Origin of the sequence: Nocardiopsis sp. CNS-639 (assembly GCF_000381685.1) — a bacterium.
GTDB lineage: Bacteria > Actinomycetota > Actinomycetes > Streptosporangiales > Streptosporangiaceae > Nocardiopsis > Nocardiopsis dassonvillei.
On sequence record NZ_KB906857.1, the window covers coordinates 392,825 to 418,639 of the forward strand.

At 73.5% G+C, this 25,815-nt stretch carries 24 protein-coding genes; 9 read left to right on the top strand and 15 right to left on the bottom strand.

The genetic code is table 11. From position 1 onward, the window contains the following. Nucleotides 1-15: 15 nt before the first annotated feature. The 4 genes from G011_RS0109155 to G011_RS0109170 all read right to left on the bottom strand — a co-directional run bounded on the left by G011_RS0109155 (nucleotide 16) and on the right by G011_RS0109170 (nucleotide 3,683). Nucleotides 16-747, bottom strand: a complete 732-nt coding sequence (locus G011_RS0109155) for a DUF5941 domain-containing protein (protein WP_019608198.1) — start codon at nucleotides 745-747, stop codon at nucleotides 16-18. After that, a complete protein-coding gene (locus G011_RS0109160; RefSeq protein ID WP_026338160.1) occupies nucleotides 744-1,730 on the bottom strand; it encodes a hypothetical protein in 987 nt (328 codons plus the stop codon). The genes G011_RS0109155 and G011_RS0109160 overlap by 4 nt, the downstream gene beginning before the upstream one ends. 214 nt (nucleotides 1,731-1,944) lie before the next feature. Further along, a complete protein-coding gene (locus tag G011_RS0109165; protein WP_019608199.1) occupies nucleotides 1,945-2,835 on the bottom strand; it encodes an ABC transporter ATP-binding protein in 891 nt (296 codons plus the stop codon). Further along, nucleotides 2,835-3,683 carry an ABC transporter permease gene (locus tag G011_RS0109170; RefSeq protein ID WP_019608200.1) on the bottom strand — a complete coding sequence of 283 codons (849 nt, stop codon included), beginning with the start codon at nucleotides 3,681-3,683 and terminating at the stop codon, nucleotides 2,835-2,837. Before G011_RS0109170 ends, G011_RS0109165 begins: the two co-directional genes overlap by 1 nt. A gap of 862 nt (nucleotides 3,684-4,545) precedes the next feature. Between G011_RS0109170 and G011_RS0109175 the strand changes: the two genes are divergently transcribed. Next, nucleotides 4,546-5,295: a 2-C-methyl-D-erythritol 4-phosphate cytidylyltransferase gene (locus tag G011_RS0109175; RefSeq protein ID WP_019608201.1), complete on the top strand. Its 750-nt coding sequence runs from the start codon at nucleotides 4,546-4,548 to the stop codon at nucleotides 5,293-5,295. Next, the gene (locus G011_RS0109180) at nucleotides 5,292-6,065 is read left to right on the top strand and encodes a glycerophosphodiester phosphodiesterase (RefSeq protein ID WP_019608202.1); all 774 of its coding nucleotides are present in this window, start codon (nucleotides 5,292-5,294) and stop codon (nucleotides 6,063-6,065) included. The genes G011_RS0109175 and G011_RS0109180 overlap by 4 nt, the downstream gene beginning before the upstream one ends. Before the next feature lie 89 nt (nucleotides 6,066-6,154). On the opposite strand, the gene G011_RS0109185 is transcribed toward G011_RS0109180, so the two are convergent. The 3 genes from G011_RS0109185 to G011_RS0109195 all read right to left on the bottom strand — a co-directional run bounded on the left by G011_RS0109185 (nucleotide 6,155) and on the right by G011_RS0109195 (nucleotide 8,669). Continuing rightward, a complete protein-coding gene (locus G011_RS0109185; protein WP_019608203.1) occupies nucleotides 6,155-7,213 on the bottom strand; it encodes a DUF4429 domain-containing protein in 1,059 nt (352 codons plus the stop codon). A gap of 99 nt (nucleotides 7,214-7,312) precedes the next feature. Next, nucleotides 7,313-8,308, bottom strand: coding sequence for a glycosyltransferase family 2 protein (locus G011_RS0109190; RefSeq protein WP_026338161.1), 996 nt, complete (start codon nucleotides 8,306-8,308; stop codon nucleotides 7,313-7,315). Between the two features lie 124 nt (nucleotides 8,309-8,432). After that, nucleotides 8,433-8,669 (bottom strand): TM2 domain-containing protein, encoded by a 237-nt coding sequence (locus G011_RS0109195; protein ID WP_013154880.1) that lies wholly within the window; start codon nucleotides 8,667-8,669, stop codon nucleotides 8,433-8,435. 360 nt (nucleotides 8,670-9,029) lie between these two features. On the opposite strand from G011_RS0109195, the gene G011_RS0109200 reads away from it, so the two are divergent. The 4 genes from G011_RS0109200 (at nucleotide 9,030) to G011_RS0109215 (ending at nucleotide 13,716) form a co-directional block, all read left to right on the top strand. Continuing rightward, on the top strand, nucleotides 9,030-10,523 hold the full coding sequence (locus G011_RS0109200; RefSeq protein WP_026338162.1) for an LCP family protein: 1,494 nt from the start codon (nucleotides 9,030-9,032) through the stop codon (nucleotides 10,521-10,523). Between the two features lie 19 nt (nucleotides 10,524-10,542). Further along, entirely contained in the window at nucleotides 10,543-11,244 is a 702-nt protein-coding gene (locus G011_RS0109205) for a hypothetical protein (RefSeq protein ID WP_019608206.1), read from the top strand. A gap of 230 nt (nucleotides 11,245-11,474) precedes the next feature. After that, nucleotides 11,475-12,806: a UDP-glucose/GDP-mannose dehydrogenase family protein gene (locus G011_RS0109210; RefSeq protein WP_026338163.1), complete on the top strand. Its 1,332-nt coding sequence runs from the start codon at nucleotides 11,475-11,477 to the stop codon at nucleotides 12,804-12,806. A gap of 166 nt (nucleotides 12,807-12,972) precedes the next feature. After that, complete coding sequence (locus tag G011_RS0109215; RefSeq protein ID WP_019608208.1) at nucleotides 12,973-13,716, top strand: TNT domain-containing protein; 744 nt, start codon at nucleotides 12,973-12,975, stop codon at nucleotides 13,714-13,716. 126 nt (nucleotides 13,717-13,842) lie between these two features. Here G011_RS0109215 and G011_RS0109220 read toward each other — a convergent pair whose 3' ends face one another. Beyond that, the gene (locus tag G011_RS0109220) at nucleotides 13,843-15,384 is read right to left on the bottom strand and encodes an MFS transporter (protein WP_019608209.1); all 1,542 of its coding nucleotides are present in this window, start codon (nucleotides 15,382-15,384) and stop codon (nucleotides 13,843-13,845) included. Between the two features lie 70 nt (nucleotides 15,385-15,454). Between G011_RS0109220 and G011_RS0109225 the strand changes: the two genes are divergently transcribed. Beyond that, nucleotides 15,455-16,057 (top strand): TetR/AcrR family transcriptional regulator, encoded by a 603-nt coding sequence (locus G011_RS0109225; protein WP_019608210.1) that lies wholly within the window; start codon nucleotides 15,455-15,457, stop codon nucleotides 16,055-16,057. 31 nt (nucleotides 16,058-16,088) lie between these two features. Here G011_RS0109225 and purE read toward each other — a convergent pair whose 3' ends face one another. Beyond that, nucleotides 16,089-16,643, bottom strand: a complete 555-nt coding sequence (gene purE / locus G011_RS0109230) for a 5-(carboxyamino)imidazole ribonucleotide mutase (RefSeq protein ID WP_019608211.1) — start codon at nucleotides 16,641-16,643, stop codon at nucleotides 16,089-16,091. Continuing rightward, nucleotides 16,640-17,797, bottom strand: a complete 1,158-nt coding sequence (locus tag G011_RS0109235) for a 5-(carboxyamino)imidazole ribonucleotide synthase (RefSeq protein WP_081642943.1) — start codon at nucleotides 17,795-17,797, stop codon at nucleotides 16,640-16,642. The genes purE and G011_RS0109235 overlap by 4 nt, the downstream gene beginning before the upstream one ends. Nucleotides 17,798-18,037: 240 nt before the next feature. On the opposite strand from G011_RS0109235, the gene G011_RS0109240 reads away from it, so the two are divergent. Continuing rightward, entirely contained in the window at nucleotides 18,038-18,547 is a 510-nt protein-coding gene (locus tag G011_RS0109240) for a GtrA family protein (RefSeq protein WP_019608213.1), read from the top strand. On the opposite strand, the gene G011_RS0109245 is transcribed toward G011_RS0109240, so the two are convergent. Further along, entirely contained in the window at nucleotides 18,544-19,605 is a 1,062-nt protein-coding gene (locus G011_RS0109245) for a type II CAAX prenyl endopeptidase Rce1 family protein (RefSeq protein ID WP_019608214.1), read from the bottom strand. The genes G011_RS0109240 and G011_RS0109245 overlap by 4 nt on opposite strands. A gap of 463 nt (nucleotides 19,606-20,068) precedes the next feature. On the opposite strand from G011_RS0109245, the gene G011_RS0109250 reads away from it, so the two are divergent. Beyond that, a complete protein-coding gene (locus tag G011_RS0109250; RefSeq protein ID WP_013154891.1) occupies nucleotides 20,069-21,208 on the top strand; it encodes an Mrp/NBP35 family ATP-binding protein in 1,140 nt (379 codons plus the stop codon). Between the two features lie 123 nt (nucleotides 21,209-21,331). On the opposite strand, the gene G011_RS0109255 is transcribed toward G011_RS0109250, so the two are convergent. The 4 genes from G011_RS0109255 to sigE form a co-directional block, all read right to left on the bottom strand. Then, entirely contained in the window at nucleotides 21,332-22,393 is a 1,062-nt protein-coding gene (locus G011_RS0109255; RefSeq protein WP_036552427.1) for a S1C family serine protease, read from the bottom strand. 860 nt (nucleotides 22,394-23,253) lie between these two features. Further along, complete coding sequence (locus G011_RS0109260) at nucleotides 23,254-24,336, bottom strand: hypothetical protein (protein WP_019608215.1); 1,083 nt, start codon at nucleotides 24,334-24,336, stop codon at nucleotides 23,254-23,256. Further along, nucleotides 24,333-25,007, bottom strand: a complete 675-nt coding sequence (locus G011_RS0109265; protein WP_019608216.1) for an anti-sigma factor — start codon at nucleotides 25,005-25,007, stop codon at nucleotides 24,333-24,335. Before G011_RS0109265 ends, G011_RS0109260 begins: the two co-directional genes overlap by 4 nt. Nucleotides 25,008-25,009: 2 nt before the next feature. Continuing rightward, complete coding sequence (sigE, locus tag G011_RS0109270; RefSeq protein WP_165435966.1) at nucleotides 25,010-25,624, bottom strand: RNA polymerase sigma factor SigE; 615 nt, start codon at nucleotides 25,622-25,624, stop codon at nucleotides 25,010-25,012. Between the last annotated feature and the right edge of the window lie 191 nt (nucleotides 25,625-25,815).

Consider the following 25,815-nt stretch of genomic DNA (forward strand, 5'->3'; position numbering starts at 1 on the left):
AGTCGGGGAGGGCTCTCACGCCTCCCCGTTCGTTCCGGCGGCCGGTTGGCCCCCGTCTGCGTGGCCTGGTCGGGGGATCCGCGGATCCCCCTGGTCCGTGTCGCCCTCGCCGGGGGCGGCGCTGGCGCGTACGTCGGCCACCGGTGTCGCGCTCCAGGTGCGCACGGCCTCGCGGACGAGCAGCACCGCCAGGTATCCGGCGAGTATGCCGTAGGCGGGGGCGAGCGCGTGCAGCGCTCCCGCGACCGCGATGACGAGCATGCGGCCGTCCCAGCCGAGCGCCGCGGCGCGCACCCCCGCGGGGCGGGCCGCGCCGACCGCGGGACGGGCCACGTCGTCGCCGTGGTGCCAGGCGACCGCCATCAAGAGTACGAACACCAGTGGACCCGGTACACCGGACGCCAGCCCCAGGACCGCCAGGTACCCGTACTCGGTGACGCGCAGGACGGGTGGCACGAGCCAGTCGAACCGTCCGTCGTGGGGGTGGCCCGAGGCCAGTCCGGACAGTAGCAGGGCAGCGACCGGTGCGAACAGGGTAATGCCTGCCAGCCGTCCGTGGCCTGCCGCGAGGAGCGTTCCGACGACCAGGAGTCCGGTGAGCGCCGTGAGCAGGGGCGGCGCTCCCCCCGGCGCGATCCGGCCGAGCAGGAGCGCCATGTGACTGTCATCACGAAGAAACCGCAGGTCGGGACGGATCGGGTCGTACCGGTCCCGGTCCGAACCCCCGTGCGCGGCGTTCGCGTTCACTGTCGGCTCCGGGCGGGATCGGCGAGTTGGGCGGTCGCCGCGACGACGCAGCCGACCACGAGGGTGACGAAGGCGACGCGCGCGTCCCAGAGCGTGGCGGTCACCGCGATGGCCAGGAAGCGCACGGGTTGGGGGAAGTCCGCGATCCGGCGCAGCGGCGAGGAGGCGGGGCGGTCGTCGGCGCCGTCCGCGCCGCGGTCGCCGGCTCCGGCGTCGGCGCGGTCCCGGCCAGGGGCCCCGTTCGGGGGGAGGCCGTTCGGACGGGTCCCTTCCTCGGGGCTTCCGCACAGGGGGGTTCCGTGCCTGACGGCCCCGTTCACCCGGACGCCGTTGACGGAGACTCCGTTCACCGCGGGCCGGTTCACGGCCGTTCCGTCGGCGCGGGCCCCGGCGGGGGCGCGGACCGGACGCGAACCACCCGTTGTGCCGTCCACCACAGTGGCGCCGAACAGTCGCTCGGTCAGGCCGGGATCGCTGGCGCGCGGCCCCTGGGGCGGGCGGGGCGCCAGACCCCCCAGAAGGCCGCCAGCGGGCCGCTGGGCGGACGAGGGGGGTCTCCTTCGACCCGGCCCCGGCTCCGGGACGGCCGGAGCGGACCCGGCCGCCAGGAGCGAGTCGCGCAGGGCCAGGGCGACCAGCGCGCCCGCGGCCCACCCCCAGGCCCCGCCGATCCCGGCGGCCACGGCGCCCGCCGCCAGGCCGAGGTAGACCGCGTACTCGCGCAGCTGCGACAGCATCGCCGCGAGCCACAGGGTGAGGGCGTCGCGCCGGTCGGCCCGCATGTGCTCGCGGACCGCGTCGCAGAACAGGACCGCGCCGAGGAAGGCCGAGCCCGCCAGGCCGCCGACCGCGTCGGCCCGGGAGAACCAGACCGCCGCGCCCACGGCCCCCAGGACGCCGATCCGGGCCACCCCGGAGCGGGTGACGTGTCTGCGTTCGAGCATCCGCGCGGCCAGCCGCGCCACGGTGCCGCTGTGGGCCATGGACGTGTCCTCTCCCAGCTCTGATGGGAGACACCGTTTCTCACTCTGTATAACGGTTCAATCACTGACACACACGCAGATCGTCGCGGCGGGGTCGGGCGGTGCGGGGCCCTGTCCGGACATGTGGCGAAACGCCGGACGCGCACCACCGGACAGGTCTCCGGTGGTGCGCGTCAGTGCGTTCGGGGGAAGGCCGGGCGGACCCGGGCGGCTTTCAGGCCGCCTGGCCGCCGTCGCCGCCGCCGTCGTCGGCCTCGGCGGCCTTCCTGGCCTTCTCCTCCGCGCGCTTCTTCTTCTCGGCGTCGCGCTTCTTGCGCTCCTCGATCTCCGCCTGGGTGTCCTCGTTGTAGGCGGCGAGCGCGGCGTCGATGTCGGTGTCCAGGGCGAGCCCGCCGCCCTTGACGTAGAGCCCGCGGTTGCAGAACCGGCGCAGGTCCCTCTCGCTGTGCGACACCAGGACCATCGTGCGCTGGTTGGCCAGCATGCGGTCGATGGCCTCGTAGCACTTGCGCTTGAAGGCCTTGTCGCCGACCGCGAGCACCTCGTCGACCAGCATGATCGGGTGCTCCAGCTGCGAGATCAGCGCGAAGCCGAGCCGCACCTTCATGCCGCTGGAGTAGTGGCGCACCGGGGTGTCCACGAACTTGGACTTGATCTCGGCGAAGTCGACGATCTCGTCGAAGCGCTCGTCGATCTGCTTCTCGGACATCCCGTGCAGGGAGCCGACCAGGTACACGTTCTCGCGGCCGGTCAGGTTGTCGTTGAACCCGGCGCGCAGCTCCAGCAGCGGGGCCACCTTGCCGTGCACGTGCACCTCGCCCTCGTCGGGGATGAGCACCCCGGCGATCAGCTTGAGCAGGGTCGACTTGCCGGTGCCGTTCTTGCCCACGATGCCCACGCACTCGCCGCGTCCGATGTCGAACGTGACGTCGCGCAGCGGCCAGAACTCGTCGCCCTCGGCGTTGGGGTCGCGCTTGGTGCCGTGGATGAACATCTCGCGCAGGCTGCGCTTGCGCCGGCGGTTCACGGCGAACTTGACGCCGAGGTTCTTGGCCTCGATGACCGGCCCGGTGGTGATCCCGGCGCCGTAGGTCGTCTGCGCCATCACAGCTCCTTCAGGACGGACATCTCCAGACGGCGGAACGTCCAGTATCCGATGATCAGCATGAGAATCGAACCGACCACCGACGAGGTCAACGCGAGGGTGCTCGGGGTGAGTTCGTCGAATCCGGCGAACCACACGGCACGGTGCATCTCGAAGATACCCAGCAGCGGGTTGAGCTGGAAAAGTGTCTTCGCCCACTCCGGAACGCTGGGCTCGGTGAGCACCAGCGAGGCGGGGAACAGGACCGCCGAGCCGTAGAACAGCAGGCGGGAGGCGATGCGCACCAGGCGCTCGACGTCGCGCAGCAGCACGTTGACCGCGGACAGGAAGAGGGTGAGGCCCAGCCCGAAGACGAACTGGAGCACGACGGCCAGCGGCAGCCACACCAGCACGCCCTCCCACGAGGGCCTGCCCCCGAGGAAGATCACGAAGAGGATCAGCACGGGCCAGGTGAGCAGGTACTCGATGAACTTCGTGCCGACCGTGGCCGTGGGGAAGATCTCCCGCGGCACCTTCATGGTGGTGATCAGCTTGGCGTGCGTGATCATCGCGCGGGGGGCCTCGGACAGGATCGCCCCGAAGGTGTTCCAGGGCAGGATCCCCGCCACGAGGAACAGCAGGAAACCGCCCTGCGCCAGGGCCTCCTCCGGCATTCCCCGTTCCGCGTTGAGGATGACGCCGAAGACGACGAAGTAGACCATCGTCAGAGCCAGCGGCTCCAACATCGTCCACGCGTACCCCAGTACGGACTGCTGGTACTTGACCTTCAGGTCGCGCCGGACCAGGAGGCCGACGACCTTCCGGTGCTCCCAGACGGCCAGCGCCCTTGACGCCACCGCCACCTCCAAGGGTTGATGTCTCGTCCGATCCACGCTGGGGACGGACGGGCGTGCTCGTACTCGCCTGTGCGCACCGGCCGACATACGCGGTCCACCCCGTACGGCGTACCGAAACGGGGGAGCGTGTCCGGGCGACCGGGGGATGTCACGGACCGCGCCCGGTTCAACGACCGCTTCTGGGAGGAGGTCGGCACCGGGCACGCCATACAGGCGTCCATAGGTTACCGCTGCGAACGACGGGCTGTGCCACCCCACCTGTCACCAATGCGTGTTTTGTACCTTCGCCCAGAGAGGCCGGACGCGGCGTGCGGAGGCCGCGCGGGGTGCGAGGCGCCGTGCTCGACGGGGCGCGTACCGGGTGGAGGCGCCGTCGGACGGGGACACCGGCCGCCGGAAGGCGGGATGGTCCCCGCACGGGGGCGGGGCGGCGCGGCGCCGACGCCCACCGTCCGCACACGGGTGGTCGCCCGCACGCGAGGAAGCGGGCGGGGCGAGGCCGGGCCGGAGACGCCGGGCGGAGGCGCCGCGCGGCGGACCGTCGGCTAGCCTCGGCCGGGAACGCACCGGGTCCGGGGAACCGCGCCGGATGGCGGGGGCGCGGAACCGCGGACGGCACGGTGTCGTCGGGCGGCACGGTGTCGTCGGGCGGCACGGTGTCGTCGGGCGGCACGGTGTCGTTGGGAAACACGGTGTCGTCGGGAAACACGGTGTCGGCGGGCCCGGAAGGAACCGCGCGCGGAGCGCGTCCGTTGAGGGCGGTGGAGTGCGACGGGTGGGCCCCGTACATCCAGGAAACCCGAACGCGACCGGGCGCACCAGGGGTATCCGGCCGCTGTGGACGGCGGCCGTGGACGACGGAAGAGGTGGAGCCATGCGTCCGCGTGTGATCGCGGCGGTTCTGGCCGGAGGGGTGGGCGCGCGGATGGGCGCGCCCGCGCCCAAGCAGCTGCTGCCCCTGGAGGGCCGGCCCATCCTGGAGCACGCCATCGCCGCGTTCGAGGCGTGCCCGGACGTCGACGAGATCGTCGTGCTCATGGTGGAGGAGTACCTCGACCGGGTCCGGGAGATCGTCGACGCGGCCGGGTTCACCAAGGTCACCGCGGTCCTCCCCGGCGGGGCGACCCGCACCGGCACCTCCGTCGCCGCCCTGGCCGCGATGGGCGGCGCCGCCGACACCGACCTGGTGCTGCTGCACGACGCGGCGCGCCCGCTCGTGAGCCCGGCGGTCATCAGCGCGTGTGTGGCGGCGCTGGCGGAGGCGGGCGCGGTCGGGGTGGCGGTGCCCAGCGCCGACACCGTGGTGCGGGTGGCGCCCGGCGGTTCCGGCGGCGAGGTGATCGTGGAGGTCCCCCCGCGCGCGCAGCTGCGCAGGATGCAGACCCCGCAGGGCTTCCGGCTCGGTGTGGCCCGCCGCGCCTACGAGCTGGCCTCGGCCGACCCGGACCTGGTGGCCACCGACGACTGCGGCGTGGTGCTGCGGTACCTGCCGGAGGAGGAGGTGCGGATCGTGCCCGGAGAGGAGACGAACATCAAGGTGACGAACCCGGGCGACGTGGAGATCGCCGAGACGCTGCTGCGCCGCGGGCGCGAGCGCGCCGCCCTGTCGGGGGCGGACGCGTGAGCCGGGTCTTCGAGGCGACCGAGGTGGTCGGGCACCGCGGCGCGGGGCGCGGCGTGGTGGACGGCGCCCGGGAGAACACGCCGGAGTCCTACGCCGCGGCGGCGCGGGCCGGGGCGCACTGGATCGAGATCGACGTGCGCCGCACCGCCGACGACGCGCTGGTGCTCCACCACAACGCCGCCCTGGACGACGGCCGCGCGATCGTGGAGCTGACCGCGCGCGAGTGCGCCGGGGCCGGGCTGGTCGGCCTGGAGGAGGGCCTGGCCGCGATCCCGGCCGGGGTGGGCCTGGACGTGGACGTCAAGTCGGTGATGGAGGACGCGGTCGACGCCCCCTCGCGCCGGACGGTCTCGCTGCTCCTGCCGTACCTGCGCAGGGAGGCCGGACGCCGCCGGGTGTTCGTCTGCTCCTTCGACCCGGGCGTCCTGCTCGCCGTCCGCGAGGAGGTTCCGGCGGTGCCCACGGCGTGGATGCCGTTCGTGCGCAACCCGCTGGACCAGGCCGTGGCGGGCGCCGCCGGGATGGGGTGCCCGGTGGTGGCGATCGACGCGCGCTCGTTCGGGCTGTCCGGCGACGCGCCCCGGCCGGACCGCCGGTCGGTGGAGTACACCGTGGACCTGGCGCACCGGGCGGGGATCGAGGTCGTCTCCTGGTGCCCGGACCCGGTGGACGCGGCGCGGTTCGCCGAGGCGGGGATGGACGCGGTCGTGGTGGACGACGTCCCCGGGACGGTGTCCGCGCTCAAGGGCGGCACCGTCGGGGAGTCCTGAACCGGGTCCCCATCCCACCGCGCCGACCCCGCCGCCCGGGTTCCGCCGCCCGGTCCCGGGCCCACGGGTCCCGGGACCGGGCGGCGGCCTCAGATCCGGCCGAGCAGCTCGGCCTTCTTGGCGGAGAACTCCTCGTCCGTGAGCAGTCCCCTGGCGTGCAGTTCGCCCAGGCGCTCGATCTGCTGGAAGATCCACTCGTTGTCGGGTCGGCCGTCCGCCTTCCCCGCGGCGTCCAGGGCCTGCGGCGGGGAGGCCGCCCCGGCCCCCGGTCCCGCACCGGGACCGGCGCCCTCCCCCACGTCCGCGTCCGGAGCCGCGGACCCCGCGGACAGGGCCCGCAGCTGGTCGGTCGAGCGCGCCGCCGCGTCCAGCCACCACCGCGGGTCCCTGAGCCTGGCGGCGACGCCGCGCCCCTCCCGGCCGCCGGCCCCCGACGCCTCCGCGGCCCACACATGGGCGGTGACCGCCGCGGCCATGAGCAGGGTGTCGTAGCCCTCCGCCCCCTCCTCGGCGACGAGGGCGTGCAGGTCCTGCTTGGGTTTGCCGGTGTCCTTGCCGCCGGTGTCGGCGGTGACCAGGCGCATGTAGCCCCACTCCCAGCCGTCGGAGGGTGCCCAGTCCACCCCGGTGATCTCGGAGAGGTCGTACTCGCGGCGCTGCGCCCTGCGCTTGCGCCCGCTCGCCTCGCCGCCGGACCAGACCAGGCGCACGGTGGAGCCGTCCAGGGTCGCGGTCCCCTCGGAGGTCTGGATGTGGAAGGGCAGCCGGGGCACCAGGCGGACGGCCGTGTCGGGGGCGGGCGGCCCGCTCTGCTCGGCGGCGAACCGGATCTGGTCGGCCAGGTACTCGGCGACCAGTTCGCCGCTGGCCTGGCCGGTGAGCCGGAAGGGCTGGGACTTCTCCTTGAGCATCGCGCCGACCGCCGCGTAGGGGTCGGTCCGCTCGTGCAGCCGCAGCTGCAGCAGCCAGCCCTTCCTGGGGCCCGCGCCGGGCTGGAAGTCGACCTCGGCGATCGCGGCCACGGGGAGTTCGAGCTGGCCGATCCGTTTGAGCAGGGGGTCCTTGAACCAGCCCTGGGCCTCGTACCTGATCGCGACCGTCTCACCGTCGAACCGCCACACGGCCTGGTTGCCGCGCAAGTCGTCCATGGCACCCACTTTCCCTTTCCCGTCCCTCACCCCTGCTTAGCAGAAGGCCCTCTCCCGCACGAGAGAGGGCCGGGGCCGGAAGCGGCCGGGGAGGGCGCCTCAGGCCCGGGCGGCCTGCGCCGTGCGCGAGTCCGAGCCGAGTCCGGGCGGGCTGGTGATGAACCCGGCGCCCCACGACATGTGCATGGTGGCCAGCGCGAGCGGGATCATCGGCAGGCTGGCGGCGGGAAGGCCGCGGCCGAGCGGCACCGACGCGGCGGTGACCAGGACCAGGTAGGCGGCCGGGATCAGGAACAGCGGCCAGAGGAAGAAGCCGCCGACCAGCCCGGCGACCACACCCGCCAGGGCGACGGGCGGGGCCAGGTAGCGCAGGTTGATGGTGCCCTTGTGCTGGCGGGAGACCACCCTGCGCCAGCGGCCGTAGTGGAAGTACTGCTTGGCGAGCAGGCGCACGTTGCGCCGGGGGCGGTAGGAGACCCGCATGCGCGGCTGGAACCACACCGTGCCGCCGGTGGTGCGGATGCGGTGGTTCATCTCCCAGTCCTGGGCCCGCAGGAAGGCCTCGTCGTAGCCGCCGACCCGCTCCAGCGCCGAGCGCCGGAAGACGCCCAGGTACACGGTGTCGGCCGGACCGCCCTCGCCGCCGGTGTGGAAGCGCGCGTTGCCCACGCCCACCTTGGAGGTCATGGCGGCGGCGACCGCCTTCTCCCAGGGGGTCGTGCCCTCGGCGGCCATGATCCCGCCGACGTTGTCGGCGCCGGTCTCGCGGAGCGTCTCCACGGCCACCCGCAGGTAGTCCGAGGGCATCATGGCGTGCCCGTCGATGCGGGCGACGATGTCGTGCGAGGAGGCCCCGATGGCGGCGTTGAGCCCGGAGGGGGTCCTTCCCGTGGGGTTGTCCACCACCTTCACGCGCGGGTCGGCGGCGGCGATCCCGTCGGCGACCTCGCGGGTGCGGTCCGAGGAGGGCCCGACCCCGAGCACGACCTCCAGATCGCCCGGGTAGTCCTGGGCGAGGACGTGCTCCACCGCGGCGGCGAGGTGGCGCTCTTCGTTGAGTACGGGCATGACGACGGAGACAGGCGGCCAGGACACGGGCACTTCCCAGGGTCAAGACGTGTCGGGACTGCGTAGGAGCGTGTCGTACGCGCGTCAACGGTACTGCACACCCGTCGCGGTCCCGGCCCGGCGAAGCCCGCCGGGCCGGGGTCGCGGTGTCTCAGCCCTGGTTCTTGACGGGCCTGCCCTCGGCGTCCTTGAAGGAGCCGACGATGATCATGATCAGGTCGATGAGCGTCCACACGCCGGCGCCGCCGCAGGTGAGGATCATCAGGACGCCGGTGCCGATCTTGCCCGTGTAGAAGCGGTGGACGCCGATCGTGCCCAGGAACAGGCAGAGCAGGAGGGCCACGAGCCAGCTCCTGCTGGAGACGGCCTCGGGGTAGGGGTGGGTCACTGGAACTCCGTGCTGCGAGAGGGATGTGGTGAGGGGGGAACGGCGCGCTGCGGGCGCCCCCGTGCGGGCCCTCGCCGGACACGGCGGGGGTCCCGTTGGGCCGCGGGCCGGGTCCGACGTGGCCGCGCCAGGACATTGTCACCGCATCGGACCGCGATTTCGGTCACGTGGCGGTACCGGATACGGCTCAGGATGACACCGCCCGCACGGAACCCCCGCGCAGTTCACGGCGTCATAGCAAGGAGGGGGACAGGCAAAGAGGAGGACAACACGCCGGGGGTTGACATCCCGCGCGCTTCGGCGAATCGGGTGACAACCTAGAGATAAGGACACCGTTGACCGGTTGGGACGGGGACGCCGATGAGCGATGACAGAGCGGGACGGCAGGGACCCGCGGAGGAGTTCCGCCGCCAGCGCTCACAGCCCCTCCCGCCCGAACGCTCCCCGAGGTCCGGCCGGGTGACCGTGCCCAGCGCCGCCACCCGTCGGCGCCGTACCGGCCTGCTGGTGATGAGCGCGCTGTCGACGCTGGTCCTGCTCGCCTCGGGCACCTCGTGGGCGCTCACCGGGTGGATGTCGGGGACCCTGAACCGGTTCGACGTGTTCGGCGGCCTGTCCGAGGAGGGCCGCCCCGAGCAGACCGGCGGCCTGACCTTCCTGGTGATCGGCTCCGACAACCGCGACGAGATGAGCGCGGAGGCCCAGGAGGACCTGAGCGTGGGCTCCACCCCGGGCCAGCGCTCCGACAGCATGATGCTGGTGCGGCTCAACCACGACCGCGACCACCTCACCGTCGTCGGCATCCCCCGGGACCTGTGGGTGGACATCCCCGGCCAGGGCCCCGACAAGATCAACGCCGCCTACGCCCACGGCGGCCCCCAGCTGGCCGTGCGGACCGTGGAGTCGGTGACCGACGTGCGCGTCGACCACTACGTCGAGGTGGACTTCAACGGCTTCGTGGACGTGGTGGACGCCCTGGGCGGCATCGAGGTGTGCCTGCCCGAGGCGATCCACGATCCCAAGGCCCAGCTGGACATGGAGGCGGGCACGCACCGGGTGGACGGGGCCGAGGCCCTGGCCTTCTCCCGCACCCGCGCCACCTCGCGCGGCGACCTGGACCGGATCGAGCGCCAGCAGCAGGTCCTGTCCGCGATGCTCGACCAGGCGATGAGCACCGAGACGCTCTCCGACCCGGCCAAGCTGACCGACTTCCTGGACAGCGCCCTGTCGTCGGTGACCGTGGACCAGGGGCTGGACACCAGCACCATCAACGAGCTCGCGTACCAGATGCGCGACATCGACCTGGGCGAGGTCACCTTCACCCAGGTGCCCATCGCCGACATGGAGTACTGGACGCCGCGCGGCGACGTCGCCGTGCTGTGGGACGAGCCCGCCGCCCGAGAGCTGTTCGCCGCGGTCCGGGCCGACCGGCCCGTGGACGGGTCCGGGGAGGAGGAGCGGGCCGGGTCCGAGCCGGAGCCCGGCGACATCCGGGTCCAGGTGTTCAACGGGATCGGCACCGCGGGCCTGGGCGCGCAGCTGGACGCCGAGCTGGCCGCGGCCGGGTTCCAGGTGACCTCCCCGGCGCGGAACTGGAGCAGCCTCGACGTCGCCACCACCCAGGTGCGCCACGGTCCCGACGACGCGGCCGCGGCCGAGTACGTGGCCGGGATGATGCCGGGCTCGCAGACGGTCGAGGACAACGCCCTGGACGGTGGGCTCCAGATCGTGATCGGGTTCGACTACACGGCGTTCGAGGCCCCGCAGACCGCGGACGCCACCCCGCGGGAGGAGCCCTCGGCCGCGGAGGAGACCGGTTCGGTCTCGACCGCGCGGGAGAACGTCTGCGGGTGACGCGAGGGAAGGAATCACCGTGCTGCACCATCTGGTAGGCCTGCTCGGCGGCGTCGCCCTGGCCCCCGTGCTGTGGGTCGCCGCGGCCTGGTCGTCCGGTCTGCTCCCCCGGTTCGCCGAGGGGGAGGTGACCGTGGCGACGGTGTCGTCGGCGGTGGTGCTGGGGCTGCTGGGGGCGGTGTGCGCCTACCTGGTGGCGTCCCGGCTGTCGCCGCTGGTGGCCGGTGCCGGCGGGGCCCTGCTCACGGCGCTGAGCCTGTGGCCGGTCGCGCACCCGGCGTCCATGGGGGCGGCGCTGTCCTGGCTGAACGAGGACAGCTTCCTCTACCCCTCGGGCGCGGGTCTGGCCGTGGCGCTGCCGCTGGGAACGCTGCTGCTGTTCTCCGCGGCGATGCCCCTCCGCTGGCGTGCCGCGAACGACGGGGCCCTGCCCTCCGAGCGCCGGGTCGTGGCCCGCGCCAGCCGGGAGGAGTACCGGCGCGGGGCCGTCGGTGACACGGTCCCCGACGCGGTCCCCGGCGTCCCGGACCCGGCGTGGCCCGCCGACGAACCCGCCGCCGGTCCCGGTGCCGGGTTCGCTGACGGTCCCGGCGGTGGTCCCGACGGCTTCGAGGACGACCCGGACAAGACGACCACGCCCTTCCGTCGCGGGGAGGACGGCTCCGGGTGGACGCCCCTGGACCGGGGCGGGCGCGGGCCGAGATTCGGTCGCCGACGCTGAACACGCCCCTGTGGCCGATACGCCGGACCCACCGGTAACCTGAGCGCCTGACTGTTCACGCGGCGTTCGGTCGTGCGCCACGCCCCGGCGCGTAAGGTGATGCATCGCGCCCCGGGCACACCCGTAGGCTGAACAATGTCCGTTTTCTGCCCTCAAGCAGGGTGTTGACCGCCTCCAGCGGGCACAACCAGCGAAACGGGAGCGGACGAAAGCGAGGAAGGACACCACCAGTGGTCGAAGCGGACCGTATGCGCGTCTCCGTCATCGGTACCGGGTACCTGGGTGCCACCACCGCGGCCTGCCTGGCCGAGATGGGGTTCGAGGTCCTGGGACTCGACGTCGACGAGGCCAAGATCGACATGCTCCGCTCCGGCAGGGTCCCCTTCTTCGAGCCCGGGCTCGAAGAGCTGCTCACCGCGAACCTGGGAACCGGCCGCCTGCACTTCACGACCTCCTTCGCCGAGGTCGCGGAGTTCGCCGACCTGCACCTGATCTGCGTGGGCACCCCTCAGCGCGACGACTCCGGCGCGGCCGACCTGCGCTACGTCAACGCCGCGGTGGACCAGCTGGCCCCGCACCTGACCCGTCCCACCGTGGTCGTGGGCCGCTCGACCGTTCCGGTGGGCACCGCGGCGACCCTGGCCGCCCGGCTGTCCGCGCTGGCCCCCGTGGGCGAGGAGGCCGAGCTGGGGTGGAGCCCGGAGTTCCTGCGCGAGGGCTTCGGGGTGGAGGACACCCTGCACCCGAACCGGATCGTGATCGGCACCGACTCCCCCCGGGTCGAGAAGGCCGTGCGCGCCCTGTGGCAGCGCCAGATCGACGACGGCGTCCCCTTCCTGCTGACCGACCTCCAGACCGCCGAGCTGGTCAAGGTGTCGGCCAACGCCTTCCTGGCCACGAAGATCTCCTTCATCAACGCCATGGCGGAGGTGTCGGAGGTGGCCGGGGCCGACGTCATCCAGCTGGCCGAGGCGCTGTCCTACGACGACCGCATCGGCGGCAAGTTCCTCGGCCCGGGCCTGGGCTTCGGCGGCGGCTGCCTGCCCAAGGACATCCGCGCGTTCATGGCGCGCGCCGACGAGCTGGGCGTGGAGCCCGCGCTGTCCTTCCTGCGCGAGGTGGACGCGATCAACCAGCGCCGCCGCGCGCGCACCATCGACATCGCCCGCCAGCTGATCGGCGGGAGCTTCGCCGGGCGCACGGTGACCGTGCTGGGCGCGGCGTTCAAACCCAACTCCGACGACATCCGCGACTCGCCCGCCCTGGACGTGGCCTCCACCATCGCCTCCCTGGGCGCACAGGTGACGGTGTACGACCCGCGGGCGCTGGAGCGGGCGCGCGAGGCGCACCCGGAGCTGAACTACGCCGACTCCATGCTGGCGGCGGCGCGCGGTGCCGACGTGGTGCTGCTGCTCACCGAGTGGGCGGAGTTCCGCGAGGCCAACCCGGAGGAGCTGGCCGGGGTGGTGGCCCGCAAGCGCATCGTGGACGGGCGCAACGCGCTCGACCCCACGTACTGGCGCGCCTCGGGGTGGACCTACCGGGCACTGGGCCGCCAGTAGCCCTCCCCCCGTCACGCACCACGGCCGGGCCCGCGCGGGCCCGGCCGTCCGCTTTTTCGGCCGGAACCCCGATCGTGACGCGTTGACCGTGGTTGACTTCACTCCGTAGTTGCCCGTGTACGCCCGGCACCGCGCCGGGTGTCCGAGGACGGACGGAGTCCCACCCGTGAAGCTTTCCGTGACGGTCGGCACCGCGCTGGCCCTGCTCATGGCGGCCCAACCCGCCCACGCGGTGCCCGCGCCCCCCGCGCCGTCGGCGCCGTTCGCGCCGCAGGAGGCGCGGTGCCCGGTGCTCGACCCGCCGCCGAGCGAGGAGGACCTGGAGCGGTACCTGTGCGGCGATCCCCGCCTGGGCCCCGCCGAGCTGCCCGAGGACGGGCCGGTCGGCGAGCTGCTGGAGGGGTACGAGCGGCTCGGCGGCCTCTCCCCCGACGCGTTCCTGGACCGCTGGGCCACACCCGAGGGCTGGGACTACCCCGACCACATGGGCTTCGTGGTGGAGGACGGCGAGCCGGTGACCGAGCTGCGGGTCCTGCCCGAGGGGTGGATGCTGGACCGCTTCGGCTCCCCGCGCGGCACGTTCCTGGCCCCCGCGGGGGCTCCGTACGAACGGCGCGCCCTGCCGCCGGACTCGTTGAACACGTGGCCGGACGGGCCCGAGCACAACTACAACTGCTACGAGGTGACCGAGGAGTTCACCGCGCTGGTGGGCCCGATCGCCCCGCACTTCGAGCAGCCCGGCGGCGGCGAACAGGTGCTCGTCCCCGCCGAGGGGATCGTGGAGGCGCCCGAGGCGGAGTACGCCTCGGTCAACCAGCTCCTGGAGGGCGGCCACCTGGAGCAGCGCCCGGCCGGGGAGTGCGTCCTGACCGAGGGCTCCGCCGACCGCCTCGGCACCGCGGCGAGGTGAACGGGCGCCGGTGCGCCCGCCCCCGTGGGGCTCGGGCGCACCGGCCCGTCGCCGCTCGCGACCGGTACGGCCCGCGGTGGGAACGGCGGTCGGCGCGCAGGGCGGTCGGCTCGGAGGGCGGTCCGGTCACGGACGGGCCGGGACTCCCCCGGCCGGGGCCGGTGCGCCGGACTCCCCGCCGGTCGCGGGGGGCAGCCTCCGCAGCGTGACGGCGACCAGGAGCGCGACCGCGGCCAGTACGCCCGCGCCGGTGAGGGCGGCGGTGTTGACCCCGGCCGTGTAGGCGTCGAAGGCCGCGTCGAGCAGGGCCCCGGGGTCCTGTGCTCGGGGGGCGACGGCCAGGGCTCCGGTGACGGTCTCGGCCGCGGCCCCGTCCACCGAGGGCAGCGCGTCCGCCACGGAGGTGCGGTAGACGGCGCCTGCGGCGGTGCCCAGGACCGCGATGCCCAGGGCGGTGCCGAACTCGGTGCTGGTCTCGGAGATCCCCGCGGCGGCTCCGGCGCGTTCCCGGGGGGCCGTGGCCAGGACCAGGGTGTTGGCCAGGGTTCCGACGGCGCCGGCCCCGGAGGTCAGCAGGGTGTAGCCGCCGAGGAACACCGCCAGGCGGGTGTCGGTGTCCACCAGGCCCACGACCGCGAACCCCGCCGCGCTGAGGGCCAGCCCCGCCGCCATGAGCGCGCCGGGTCTGGCCCGGGGCGCGAGCGAGCCGGCCAGGACCGCGCCCAGGACGGTGCCCAGGATCGTGGGCAGCGCCCACAGGGCGGCGTGGAGCGGGCTCAGGCCGTGCACGGTCTGGAGGAAGGTGAAGGTCAGGAGCCCCATCCCCCCGACGGCGAAGGACAGGGCCAGGTTGCCGATGATCGCGGCGGTGAAGGCGGGGCGGGCGAGGAGCGAGATGTCCATCAGCGGGTGCGCGGCGCGGCGCTGCCGGAGCACGAACAGCGCCAGGAGCGCCGCTCCGGCCGCCAGGGCGGTGAGGGCGTGGGGGTCGGCCCCGTGCTCGGCCAGGCGCTTGGCACCGTAGACCAGGCCCAGGACGGCCGCGAGCGAGAGGCCCGCGCCCGGCAGGTCGAAGCCGGAGGCCTCCGGGTCGCGCGACTCGGGCACGAGCAGGGGTGCGGCGGCCACCAGCACGACCATGAACGGCAGGTTGACGAGGAAGGCCGAGCCCCACCAGAAGAACTCCAGGAGCAGTCCGCCGAGGATCGGCCCGGCGACGGCGCCGCCGGTGAAGGCGACGGTCCAGGCCCCGACCGCGGCGCCGCGCTGGCGGGGGTCGGTGAACATGTCCCGGACCAGGGAGAGCGTGGAGGGCGCCAGGGTCGCCCCGGCCACGCCCAGCAGGGCCCGCCCGGCGATGAACAGCTCCGGCGAGGGCGCCAGCGCCAGCAGCACGGACGCGGCGCCGAAGAGCACCCCGCCGGTGAGCAGCAGGCGCCTGCGGCCGACCCGGTCGCCCAGGCTTCCCATGGTGACGAGCAGTCCGGCGAGCACGAAGCCGTAGACGTCCATCATCCACAGCCACTGCGCGGACGTGGGTCGCAGCGCCTCGGCGATGGCGGGCGCGGCGACGAAGAGCACCGAGATGTCCATGGACACCAGCAGTGCCGGGATCAGTAGGAGGGCCAGTCCGGCCCAGGTACGGGCGGTGGCGCGTTGGGGGTTCATGGCTGTGATCGTACGTACGTCAAAATCAGGTGTCAATATGTACGTACGTCCAGATGCTAGGATCGCGGTCATGAGCCAACGCGACGACCTGCTGGCGGGCGCCAGGAAGTGCCTGGTGGAGAAGGGCTACAGCAAGACCACGGCGCGCGACATCGCCGCCGCCTCCGGAGCGCACCTGGCCTCCATCGGGTACCACTTCGGGTCCAAGGACAACCTCATGAACACGGCCGTGATCGAGGCGACCGGGGAGTGGGGCGACACCTTCGAGGCCGCCGTCAGCGCCTCACGCGCCGAGGCCCCGGCCGACAGGCTGCGCGTCCTGCTCGACTCGCTCTTCCGGACCCTGCCCGAGGAGCGCGACCTGCTCGTCGCCAGTGTCCAGGCCTACGCGCAGGCCCAGTTCGACGACGGTGTCCGCGCCGTGCTGGCCGAGGGCCTCAGGGGCGCCCGCCGGGGGCTGGCCGCGCTCCTGCTCGACCTGGAGCCCGGGGAGGTCGACCCGGCCGTCGAGGCCGGTCTGGGTTCCATGGCCTACAACTTCGTCACCGGCTACCTCATCCAGTACCTCATCGACCCGGAAATGCTGCCGACCGTGGAGCAGGCCGTCGAGGGCCTGCGCGTCCTCCTGCCCGCCGAGGACCGAGCGGGCACGCGAGGGCCCCGGCACCCGTGACGGGTACCGGGGCCGTTCGGGCGTCGGCGGGCTAGCGGCCGAAGCCGGTGGGCCTGCCCCCGCTCTCCACCTCGCGGCGCAGCCGCTCGCCCTTGGCGTGGGCCTGCTCCTTCAGCTCCTCCTGGAAGCGGGCCATGCGCTCGGTGAGCGCGGGGTCGCCCGCGGCCAGCATCCGCACCGCCAGCAGACCGGCGTTGCGGGCCGCGCCCACGGCCACGGTCGCCACCGGCACCCCGGCGGGCATCTGCACGATGGACAGCAGCGAGTCCATGCCGTCGAGGTACTTGAGCGGCACCGGGACGCCCACCACCGGCAGGGTCGTCACCGAGGCCAGCATGCCCGGCAGGTGCGCCGCCCCTCCCGCGCCGGCGATGATCACCTTCAGGCCGCGGCCGGCGGCCTCGGCTCCGTAGGAGACCATCTCGTGCGGCATGCGGTGCGCCGAGACCACGTCGGCCTCGAAGGGGACGTCGAACTCGCGCAGGGCCTCGGCCGCCTCGCGCATCACCGGCCAGTCGGAGTCCGAGCCCATCACGATGCCCACCACGGGGCCCCTCGCGTCCCGCCCGTTGGCGCTGTCGGTCACTGTTCGTCTCCTCGCAGGTAGGCGGCGGCGTCTCGCGCGCGCGCCAGCAGGTCACGGTAGTCCTCACCCATCACGGTGACGTGCCCGATCTTGCGGCCCGGACGCACGTCCTTGCCGTAGAAGTGCACCTTCACCTCGGGGTCCTTCGCCATCACGTGCAGGTAGCGGCGGTAGACCTCGGGGTTCTCGCCGCCCAGCAGGTTGGCCATGACGGTGTAGGGCGCGTTGGTGCGCGGCGAGCCCAGCGGCAGGTTCAGCACGGCCCTCAGGTGCTGCTCGAACTGGGAGGTGCGCGCGCCCTCGATGCTCCAGTGGCCGGAGTTGTGCGGGCGCATGGCCAACTCGTTGACGACCACGCCGTCGGCGGTCTCGAACAGCTCCACGGCCAGGACCCCGGTCACGTCCAGCGCCTGGGCGATCTCGATGGCCAGCTGCTGGGCGCGGGTGGCCTTGTCCTCGGACAGGTCCGGGGCGGGGGCGATCACCTCGTGGCAGATGCCGCCGCGCTGCACGGTCTCCACGACCGGGTAGACCGCGACCTGCCCGTGCGGGGACCGGGCGACCTGCACGGCCAGCTCGCGCGAGAAGTCCACCTTCTCCTCGACCAGGAGCGGCACCTCCTCGGCGGCGGCGCGGTCCACGACCCCGCGGGCCTCGTCGGCGCCACCGACGACCCACACGCCCTTGCCGTCGTAGCCGCCGCGGGCCGCCTTGAGCACGACCGGCCACCCGGTCTCCCCGGCGAAGGCCGTGACGTGCTCCAGGGTGGTGACGGCACGCCAGCGCGGCGAGGGCGCGCCCAGCTCGGCCATGCGGGTGCGCATGCGCAGTTTGTCCTGGGCGAAGCGCAGCGCGTCGCGGCCGGGGCGCAGCAGGCCCCCGGCCTCCTCGACCGCGCGCAGGACCGGCTCGGGCACGTGCTCGTGGTCGAAGGTGACCACGTCGTGGGCCTTGGCGAAGGCCAGGACGTCGTCGAGGCCGCGGTCGTCGCCCAGGGAGACGTCACCGCACACCAGCGCGGCGCTGTCGGTGGGGCTGGACGCCAGGACCGAGAAGTCGACCCCCAGGGCGATGCCCGCCTGGTGGGTCATCCGGGAGAGTTGGCCCCCTCCCACCATTCCCACGCGCGGGACGGTGCGGTTACGCTCGCTCACAGTTCCTCAACTCACATGCTGCTCGTCAACCGCGGTGACGGGACGGCCCCGCGCGGCGGGACCTGGCCGGATCGGCTCGGAACCCGCGGCCGGGGTCCTGGTGCGACCCCCGGCTAGAGTCTAGGGCGTGCGGACGCGGCGGTCCCGGGCCCCCTCCGCCCCTGGTCGGCGGCCCGGCCGGGACGGGCCCGCGCGGAGGCGGATCCGACCACCCCGACCACAGGACCGGAGGCGCAGAACGTGCGCGACTTCCTCTCCCGCCATCCCGGGATCGCCAAGCTCGTCCGGGAGGTGGGCAAGTTCGGCTCCGTGGGCGCCGTGGCCTACGTGGTGCAGCTGGGGACGACCAACCTGCTGTGGAGCGCGGCCGGGGCGGGCCCGCTCACGGGGCAGGTGATCGGAACGCTGTGCTCGATCGCGGTGGCCTTCGTGGGCAACCGGTTCTGGACCTTCGGCGACCGGGCCCGGACCGGCTACGGCCGCGAGACCGCGCTGTTCCTGCTGATGAACGGCGTCGGGATGCTCCTCCAGCTGGCCTGCCTGGGGTTCTCGGTGTACGTGCTGGGGTTCGACGGCCCGCTCGCGAGCAACATCGCGGGCAACGTGGTCGGGGTGGGCCTGGGCACGCTGTTCCGGTTCTTCTCCTACCGCACGTGGGTCTTCCCCGAGCGGGACGGCGACACGGTCCGCGAGCCCGCGGAGAACCCCCCGGGCGCGCCGGTCGCCGGGCCCGGAGCCGACGAGCTCTAACGGACGGCGGCAGCGCTCCTGCGCCGCACCCCGCGGCGGCCCGCCAGCCACACCACCGCCAGCACGTACAGCCCCACCTGGATCAGGGTCAGCACCAGCACCAGCGGCGTGCCCGCGCCCAGGGGCAGACCGGAGCCGACCATGACCCCCGTGCCGATCTGCTCCATACGGCCCTCGAACACGCACAGCGTGAACTGCACGAGGCTGTTGACCACGTGCAGGCTGATCGCCGCCTCCAGACCGCCGGTGCGCCAGGTCAGCCAGGACATCCCCAGCCCCATCACCGCGAGCGCCGCGGTCGTCCACGGGTCGCCCGGGTGCGTGGCCAGGTACAGCGCCGCGAACAGGGTTCCGCTGGCCAGGATGGCCGGACCCGGGGAGCGCAGGACCCGCGAGACCGCCGACCGGCCGCGCCGCTCGTCGGGACGGGCGCCGAGCGCGCCCACCAGCTGCATGAGCATGCCGCGCAGGGTCAGCTCCTCGGCCGCCGACTGCAACGGCACCAGCAGCACGATGGCGGTCATCGCCGCGGCGAACACCTCGGTTCCGCCGGAGGCCTCGCGGGGCACCAGGTCGGGCTGGAGGAGTTCGGCCAGCGGCAGGAAGGCCACGACGCACAGGGCGACCGGGACGACCGCCACCGCCGTGCAGCGGACCAGCCACCCCCAGCGCAGCCGTCCCTCGACGGAGAACAGGGAGCCGGTCCGGCGCCACTGCACGACGCGGACCAGGAAGAGGACGATGGGGATGAACAGCGCCGACGACAGGAGCCCGAAGGCCATCTCGGCGATCACGCTCAGGGTGACCGAGTCCGGGGCCAGTCCGCTGCCGTTGACGATCGCCACGATCGTCACCGACAGGATGACGGCTATCCACAGGAAGAAGAGCAGCACCGCGAGGACGGCCAGGGTGAGCGGCGTGAACCACCAGCGGAAGCGGGACGTTCGGCCCAGCCTGTGGTAGGACTCGTCCACGGGGAGTTCCGCGCGGGCGAAGTGGTTCCTGCGCACCGGCCTCGGCGGCGGCCAGGCCCACACGTCCGGGTCGGTGGCGGCCACGGCGTAGCCCCCGGGCGGCGTCAGCCTCCCCCCTCCGGGAGGATCCGCCCAGGTCTGCTCCTGCGTGTAGGCCCCGACAGTCCGCCCCTCCGGCCCCTCGGGCGCGGCGGGCCAGGACGAACCAGGCGGTGGCGGCACATTTCCCATCGTGGGCCGAGACTACTATCCGGGCATGTATTGCCAGCGTTAAGGCCACGCCGTTATCGCCTGGTCACGGCACGCACAGGGTGGTGCGCACGGCGCCGGACGACGCCCTCTCCGCTCCCCTCCCCTCCGCGACATCCCTCACACCTTTCTCCCCGGCCCCTTCCGCGGTGCCCTCGGTGGGCCGCCTCGGCGGCGGCGCGCGGCACGGGTCCGCGGGGACGCGGAATGCACGGCGCGGCGCCCTCGTTGAACGAGGTGGCCCGCGGGAGCGATCCGGCAGGCCGCCGTCCCGTCCCGCTGACCTACGATTGAGCACATGTCCTCCACACCATCCACCGAGCAGGTGCACAAAGCCCTGGCCACGGTGCAAGACCCGGAGATCCACCGCCCCATCACCGATCTCGGCATGGTCAAGAGCGTCGACGTCGCCGACGACGGTGCCGTGAGCGTCGGCGTCTACCTCACGGTGGCCGGATGCCCGATGAAGGGCCGTATCGAGAAGGACGTGACCGCCGCGGTGACCAAGGTCGCCGGGGTCACCTCCGTGCGCGTCGAGCTCGACGTGATGAGCGACGAGCAGCGCAAGGAACTCCAGACCAAGCTGCGCGGCGGCCAGGCGGAGAAGGAGATCCCCTTCGCCAAGCCGAACTCGCTCACCCGCGTCTTCGCCGTCGCCTCCGGCAAGGGCGGTGTCGGCAAGTCCTCCGTCACCGTGAACCTGGCCGCGGCCATGGCCGCCCAGGGCCACAAGGTCGGCGTCGTGGACGCCGACATCTACGGCCACTCGGTGCCCCGCATGCTCGGTGCGTCGGACTTCCCGACCAAGGTCGAGGACATGATCCTGCCGCCCACCGCGCATGACATCAAGGTCATCTCGGTCGGCATGTTCACGCAGGGCAACCAGCCGGTGGTGTGGCGGGGCCCGATGCTGCACCGCGCCCTCCAGCAGTTCCTGTCGGACGTGTTCTGGGGCGACCTGGACGTGCTGCTGATGGACCTGCCCCCGGGCACCGGCGACATCGCCATCTCCACCGCACAGCTGCTGCCCAACGCCGAGCTGCTCGTGGTGACCACCCCGCAGCAGGCCGCCGCCGAGGTCGCCGAGCGCGCGGGTGCCATCACCGCCCAGACCCACCAGCGGATCGCCGGCGTGATCGAGAACATGTCGTACTACCTGCCGCCGGACGGCGGGGAGCCGATCCACCTGTTCGGCGAGGGCGGCGGGCGCACGGTCGCCGACGCCCTCACCCGGACGCTGGGCACCGACATCCCGCTGCTGGGCCAGGTGCCGCTGGACACCCGTCTGCGCGAGGGCGGCGACGAGGGCAAGCCCCTGGTGCTGACCGAGCCCGAGGCCGAGGCCAGCAAGGTGATCGCCTCGATCGCCGAGACCCTGGTCGGCAAGCCCCGCGGACTGGCCGGTATGCAGCTGGGCATCTCCCCGGCGGGCCGCTAGGCGGTGCCTCCCCGGGCCCGGCTCTTCGCCGCGGCCCGTGTTCGGGGCGCGGCCCCGAACGGCGACGAGGCCCCCGAGCTCCGTGCTCGGGGGCCTCGCGTGTGTCCGGGGCGGTCGTGCCGGTCAGTCCGACGAGCCCAGCGTGACCGTGACGGTCTCGCGTCGGCCGTCGCGGTCGTACTCGACCTCGACCTCGTCGCCCGGGCTGCGGCTGCGCAGCATGGCGAGCAGCTCCTGGCCCGAGTTCACCGGGCGCCCGTCCAGGGAGAGGATGACGTCGCCCGGCTCCAGCCCCGCCTCGTCGGCCGGGCCGCCGCTCTCCACCGCGCCCCCGCCGTCGGCGATGACCGCGCCCGCGACCGGGCTGTCCAGGTCGATCTCGGCCCCGATGTCGGCGTAGCTGGTCTCGCCGTACTCGACGAGGCGGTTCACGACGCGTTCGGCCTCCACCGACGGGATCGCGAAGCCCAGGCCGATGTTGCCCGTGGGCTCCCCCATGGAGCTCATGGTGACGATCATCGAGTTGACCCCGATGACCCGGCCCTCCAGGTCCACCAGCGGGCCGCCGGAGTTGCCCGGGTTGATGGCGGCGTCGGTCTGGAGCGCGTAGAAGCGGCTGGCGTTCTCGCCCTCGCCTGAGCTGACCGGGCGGTTGACGGCGCTGATGATGCCCTGCGTGACGGTTCCGGACAGGCCCAGGGGCGCGCCGATGGCGATCACCTCGTCACCGACGATGACCTGCTCGGAGTCGCCGAACTGGAGCGGCTCGACGTCGATCGGGTCGTCCAGCGACAGCACCGCGAGGTCGGAGCTGGGGTCGGAGCCGACCACGGAGGCGCTGGAGAGGCTGCCGTCGCTGTACTCCACGACGATGCCGTCCGCCTCCAGACCGGCGGAGACGTGGTCGTTGGTCACCACGTAGTTCCCGTCGATGACGAACCCGGAGCCGCTGCTGGGGATGGTGGGATCGGCGCTGTGGATGAACACCACGCTCGGGCTGACCCGCTGGGCCACGCCGGCGATGGTGTCGGGGTCGCGCCGGGGGGCCTCGGGCGGCGGCTCGTTCATGACCGGGCCCTCCTCCTGCGCGGCCTCGTCAGTGGAGGAGCCGTCGAGGAGGTTGCCCGCGACACCGCCGGCGCCTCCGGCGATGAGCGCGACGACGAGCATGCCCGACAGCGCCATCCACACCGGGACGCCGCGCCGGGGCCGCTTGGGCGAGGGGGGCTGCGGGGCGCTGTGGTGGCCGGTCGTGTGGGGTCCGGGGACACCGGGGGGCGGAGCGCCCGGACCGGGGGCGGCGTGCCCCGCCTGGAAGGCCGCCGCGTAGCCGCCGTGGGCGGCAGACTGACCGGTGTGGCCGGTGTGGCCGGTGTGCTGCCCGGGAGCCGAAGGAGCACCGGGGTTCATGGGGTTTCCGGAGCCTGAGGGGGCGCCAGGGTGCATGGGATTGGCAGGACCGGAGGGACCGCCGATACCCGGGTGGCCGGGACCGGAGGGGTTGGCGAAGCTGGTGTGGGCGGTGGGGCCCGAGGGATCACCGGAGCCGGGGTTGGCGGCGGAAGCGCCGTAGACGGCGGGACCGGAGGGGTTGGCGGAACCGGGGAACCCTCCGCCCACGGGGTGGGCGGAGGCCTGGTCGGATCGGGGGGCGCCGGGCTGCTCGCCCGGCCCGGGGACAAGGTTCATGGGGTCTCCACTGCCGGGAGGCGGGGTGGGGGCGGCCTGCGCTCCGGGGGCTCCCTGTCCGGGCTGCGGGATCGGCCCGGGGTGGCGCGGGGGCGCGGGGTCGCCCTGGTCCGCGGAGGCGTTCCGGGAGGGTGTCGGCGGCCTTCCGGCGGCCCGGGCGGGCCACCGGGGGCGCTCCGCGGGCGCCCGGTCCGGCGCGTTCGCCGGACCGGGCGCGGCGCGCTCAGGGGGTGTTCCACCGCCCGGCGGGGTCGCCCGGCCGGGCTCTCCCCCGTGTTCCGGGCGGCCGTTTTCCTCGCTCAAGACCTGCTCCGTAAGTCGCTCGGCTGTGGGACGGCACGGGACCGGCCGGGGTCCTAGAGGAACCCCAGCCGGGACAGACCGCGGTGCACGCGGACCCAGAAACCCGAACCCGGCCCGGGCAGCGCGGACACGGCGGACGAGGCCAGCCCCGCGGGGGCGTCCGCGAGCACCGTGTAGACGAAGCCGTTCGCCTGCCACATGCTCTGGTACTGGCCCGCGTCACCGCCGAAGATCGTGCCGTGTTGTGGTGTGACGCCGCTTCCCCCCGTCCCGGTTCCGGCGTATCCGTTCGGTTCTGTGGGGGAATGCTTGCTGTCCAGCTTCCCACGTTGGGTGAAAACCGACACCTGGGACAGACCGTCCGAGTAGACGGCGTGCACGACGCGGTGTCCGCCGTGCTCGGTGGACCGGGCGTCGACCAGCCGCAGGTTCCAGGCCAGGTACTCGGGGAGGGGCCACTCCTCCGCGCGCAGGTCCGCGCGCTCGGTTCGGGTGAGGGTGTCGCTCCAGGGGGAGTCGCCCAGCGCCTCCTCCGGCCAGTCCTCCTCCCCCAGTTCGAGCCCGGTGAGGCGGAAGCCGATCGCGTGCTCGCCGCCGGTGCCGTAGACGGTCCGGCCCAGGAGCAGGCCGGTGGCGGTGTCCACCCAGAACCGCCCGGCGACGGTGCCGTCGGCGTGCCTGGCCTCCACCAGGCGGGCCTCCCGGCCGTCCAGGCGGGCGGGGCCCGCGTCCGAGACGGCGTAGGTGTCGCCGAGCATGCTGAGCAGGCGGTCGTCCAGCGACTCCAGGGCCGAGGAGGCGTCCACCACCAGGGCGGACTCCTCGTCTCCGACGGGGGCCAGGGCGATGCCGTCGCCGGGCCTGCTCACCACGCGCACGCGCAGCGTCCGGCCCTCGGCGGACTGTCCGTCCTCCGTGTCCTCCGGTCCGGTGACCTCGCGCACGGCCGAGTAGGCGACCTCGTCCTCCGCTGCGGCGGCGCGGTGCAGCACCGACATCCCGTCGTCCTCTCCCTCGGCCGGGACGGCGGTGGGATGGGGGTGCGCGGCGGCCGTGAGCAGCAGAGCGCACAGCAGTGCCACGACGAGGATCGTGGCCGGGGCGGAGCGCGCGGAGGAGGGTTCCTCCGCGCTCACCGGGTGGTTTCGGTGGGGCCGTGGGGGGCTTCGGCGGCGGTGGGCCGCGCGTCGACCACCGGGATGTTGCGGCTGGTCAACGCGTGCTCGACCGCGTAGTCGGCCAGGCGGGGCTCGACCACGGGCGTCTCCTCGGCCTCACCCCCGGCCACGAACGCGCTGCCGAGCAGGGCCGTGGCCACGGCGAAGCCCGCGACGGCGTAGCGGCCGCCGGGGAAGGCCGGAAACAGGTGCGCGAGGCGGTCGCCGCGGCGGCGGCGCCCGGGCGCGGCGGCGCGCTCCGGCCGTGAGGGGGCCGGGCCGCCCGCGGCGGGCGGAGTGCCCCCCGCGGTCGGGGGCGCGGCGGCCAGGGCGCCGCCGGGGAAGCCGCCCAGGGGACGCGAGGAGCCCAGGGGCGGACTGCTGCCGAAGCCGGTTCCGCCGACGGAGGGGCCGGAGGGGCCCCGGTCCGAGGGTCCGTGGTCGCGGGACAGGCTGGTGAGCCGTCCCATGAAGTCCATGTCGGGCTCGGGCTCGCACAGGCCGTGCAGGCGGCGCTTGAGGCGGCGCATCATGTCGGCCTCGAAGCGGCACGACTCGCACTTGGCCAGGTGGATGAGGGCGCTCTCGTGGTCGGCCGGGCCGAGCTCGCCGTCGACGAGCGCGGAGAGCCGCTCTCCGAGGTGGTCCATACTCACTCCGCCTCCCCGTTGATGACGTTTCCGCCGCTGCGCGCCTCGTTGTCGGCGGCCAGGGACCGCCGGTGCTCCAGGGCCCGGCGCAGCTGGGCCCGGCCCCGGTGGATCCGGCTGCGGACGGTGCCGAGCTTGACGTCGAGCGTCGCCGCGATCTCCTCGTAGGAGAGCCCCTCGATGTCGCACAGGACGACCGGGGCGCGGAACTCGGCGGGCAGCGCGTCCAGGGCGGACTGGATGTCGGCGTCGAAGTGCCGGTCGTCGTAGCGCTGCGCGGGGGAGGGCTCGCGGCCCTCCAGGCGCTCGTCGGCGTTCTCGGCCAGGCCCTCGAAGCGGATGCGGGCCCGGCGGCGGGCCATGTCGAGGAAGAGGTTGGTGGTGATGCGGTGCAGCCACCCCTCGAAGGTGCCGGGGGTGTAGTTGGCCAGCGAGCGGAAGACCCGGATGAAGACCTCCTGCGTGAGGTCCTCGGCGTCGTGCTTGTTGCCGGTCAGCCGGTAGGCGAGCCGGTACACGCGCGGGGAGTGGGTCCGCACGACCTCGTCCCAGCTCGGGGGTTCCCATGCCTCGAATTCCACGGCAGGGCCGGACTCTGGCACCGCTGCTCCCTTCATCCCGTCGATTCGCCGCCAGGTTGGTCGGGGGGAGTTTGCTTCGTGGCGATCAACGTACGTTCATCCCGTTTCAACGCCCGGGGACGTGGATTAAGTTCCCGCCACAACGCTCGGAGTTCGGTCCGGTTCAGGCTAGTCTTTTGCCAGGGACATGACCTGGCCGCGACCGACATTCTACGGTGGGTGACCAC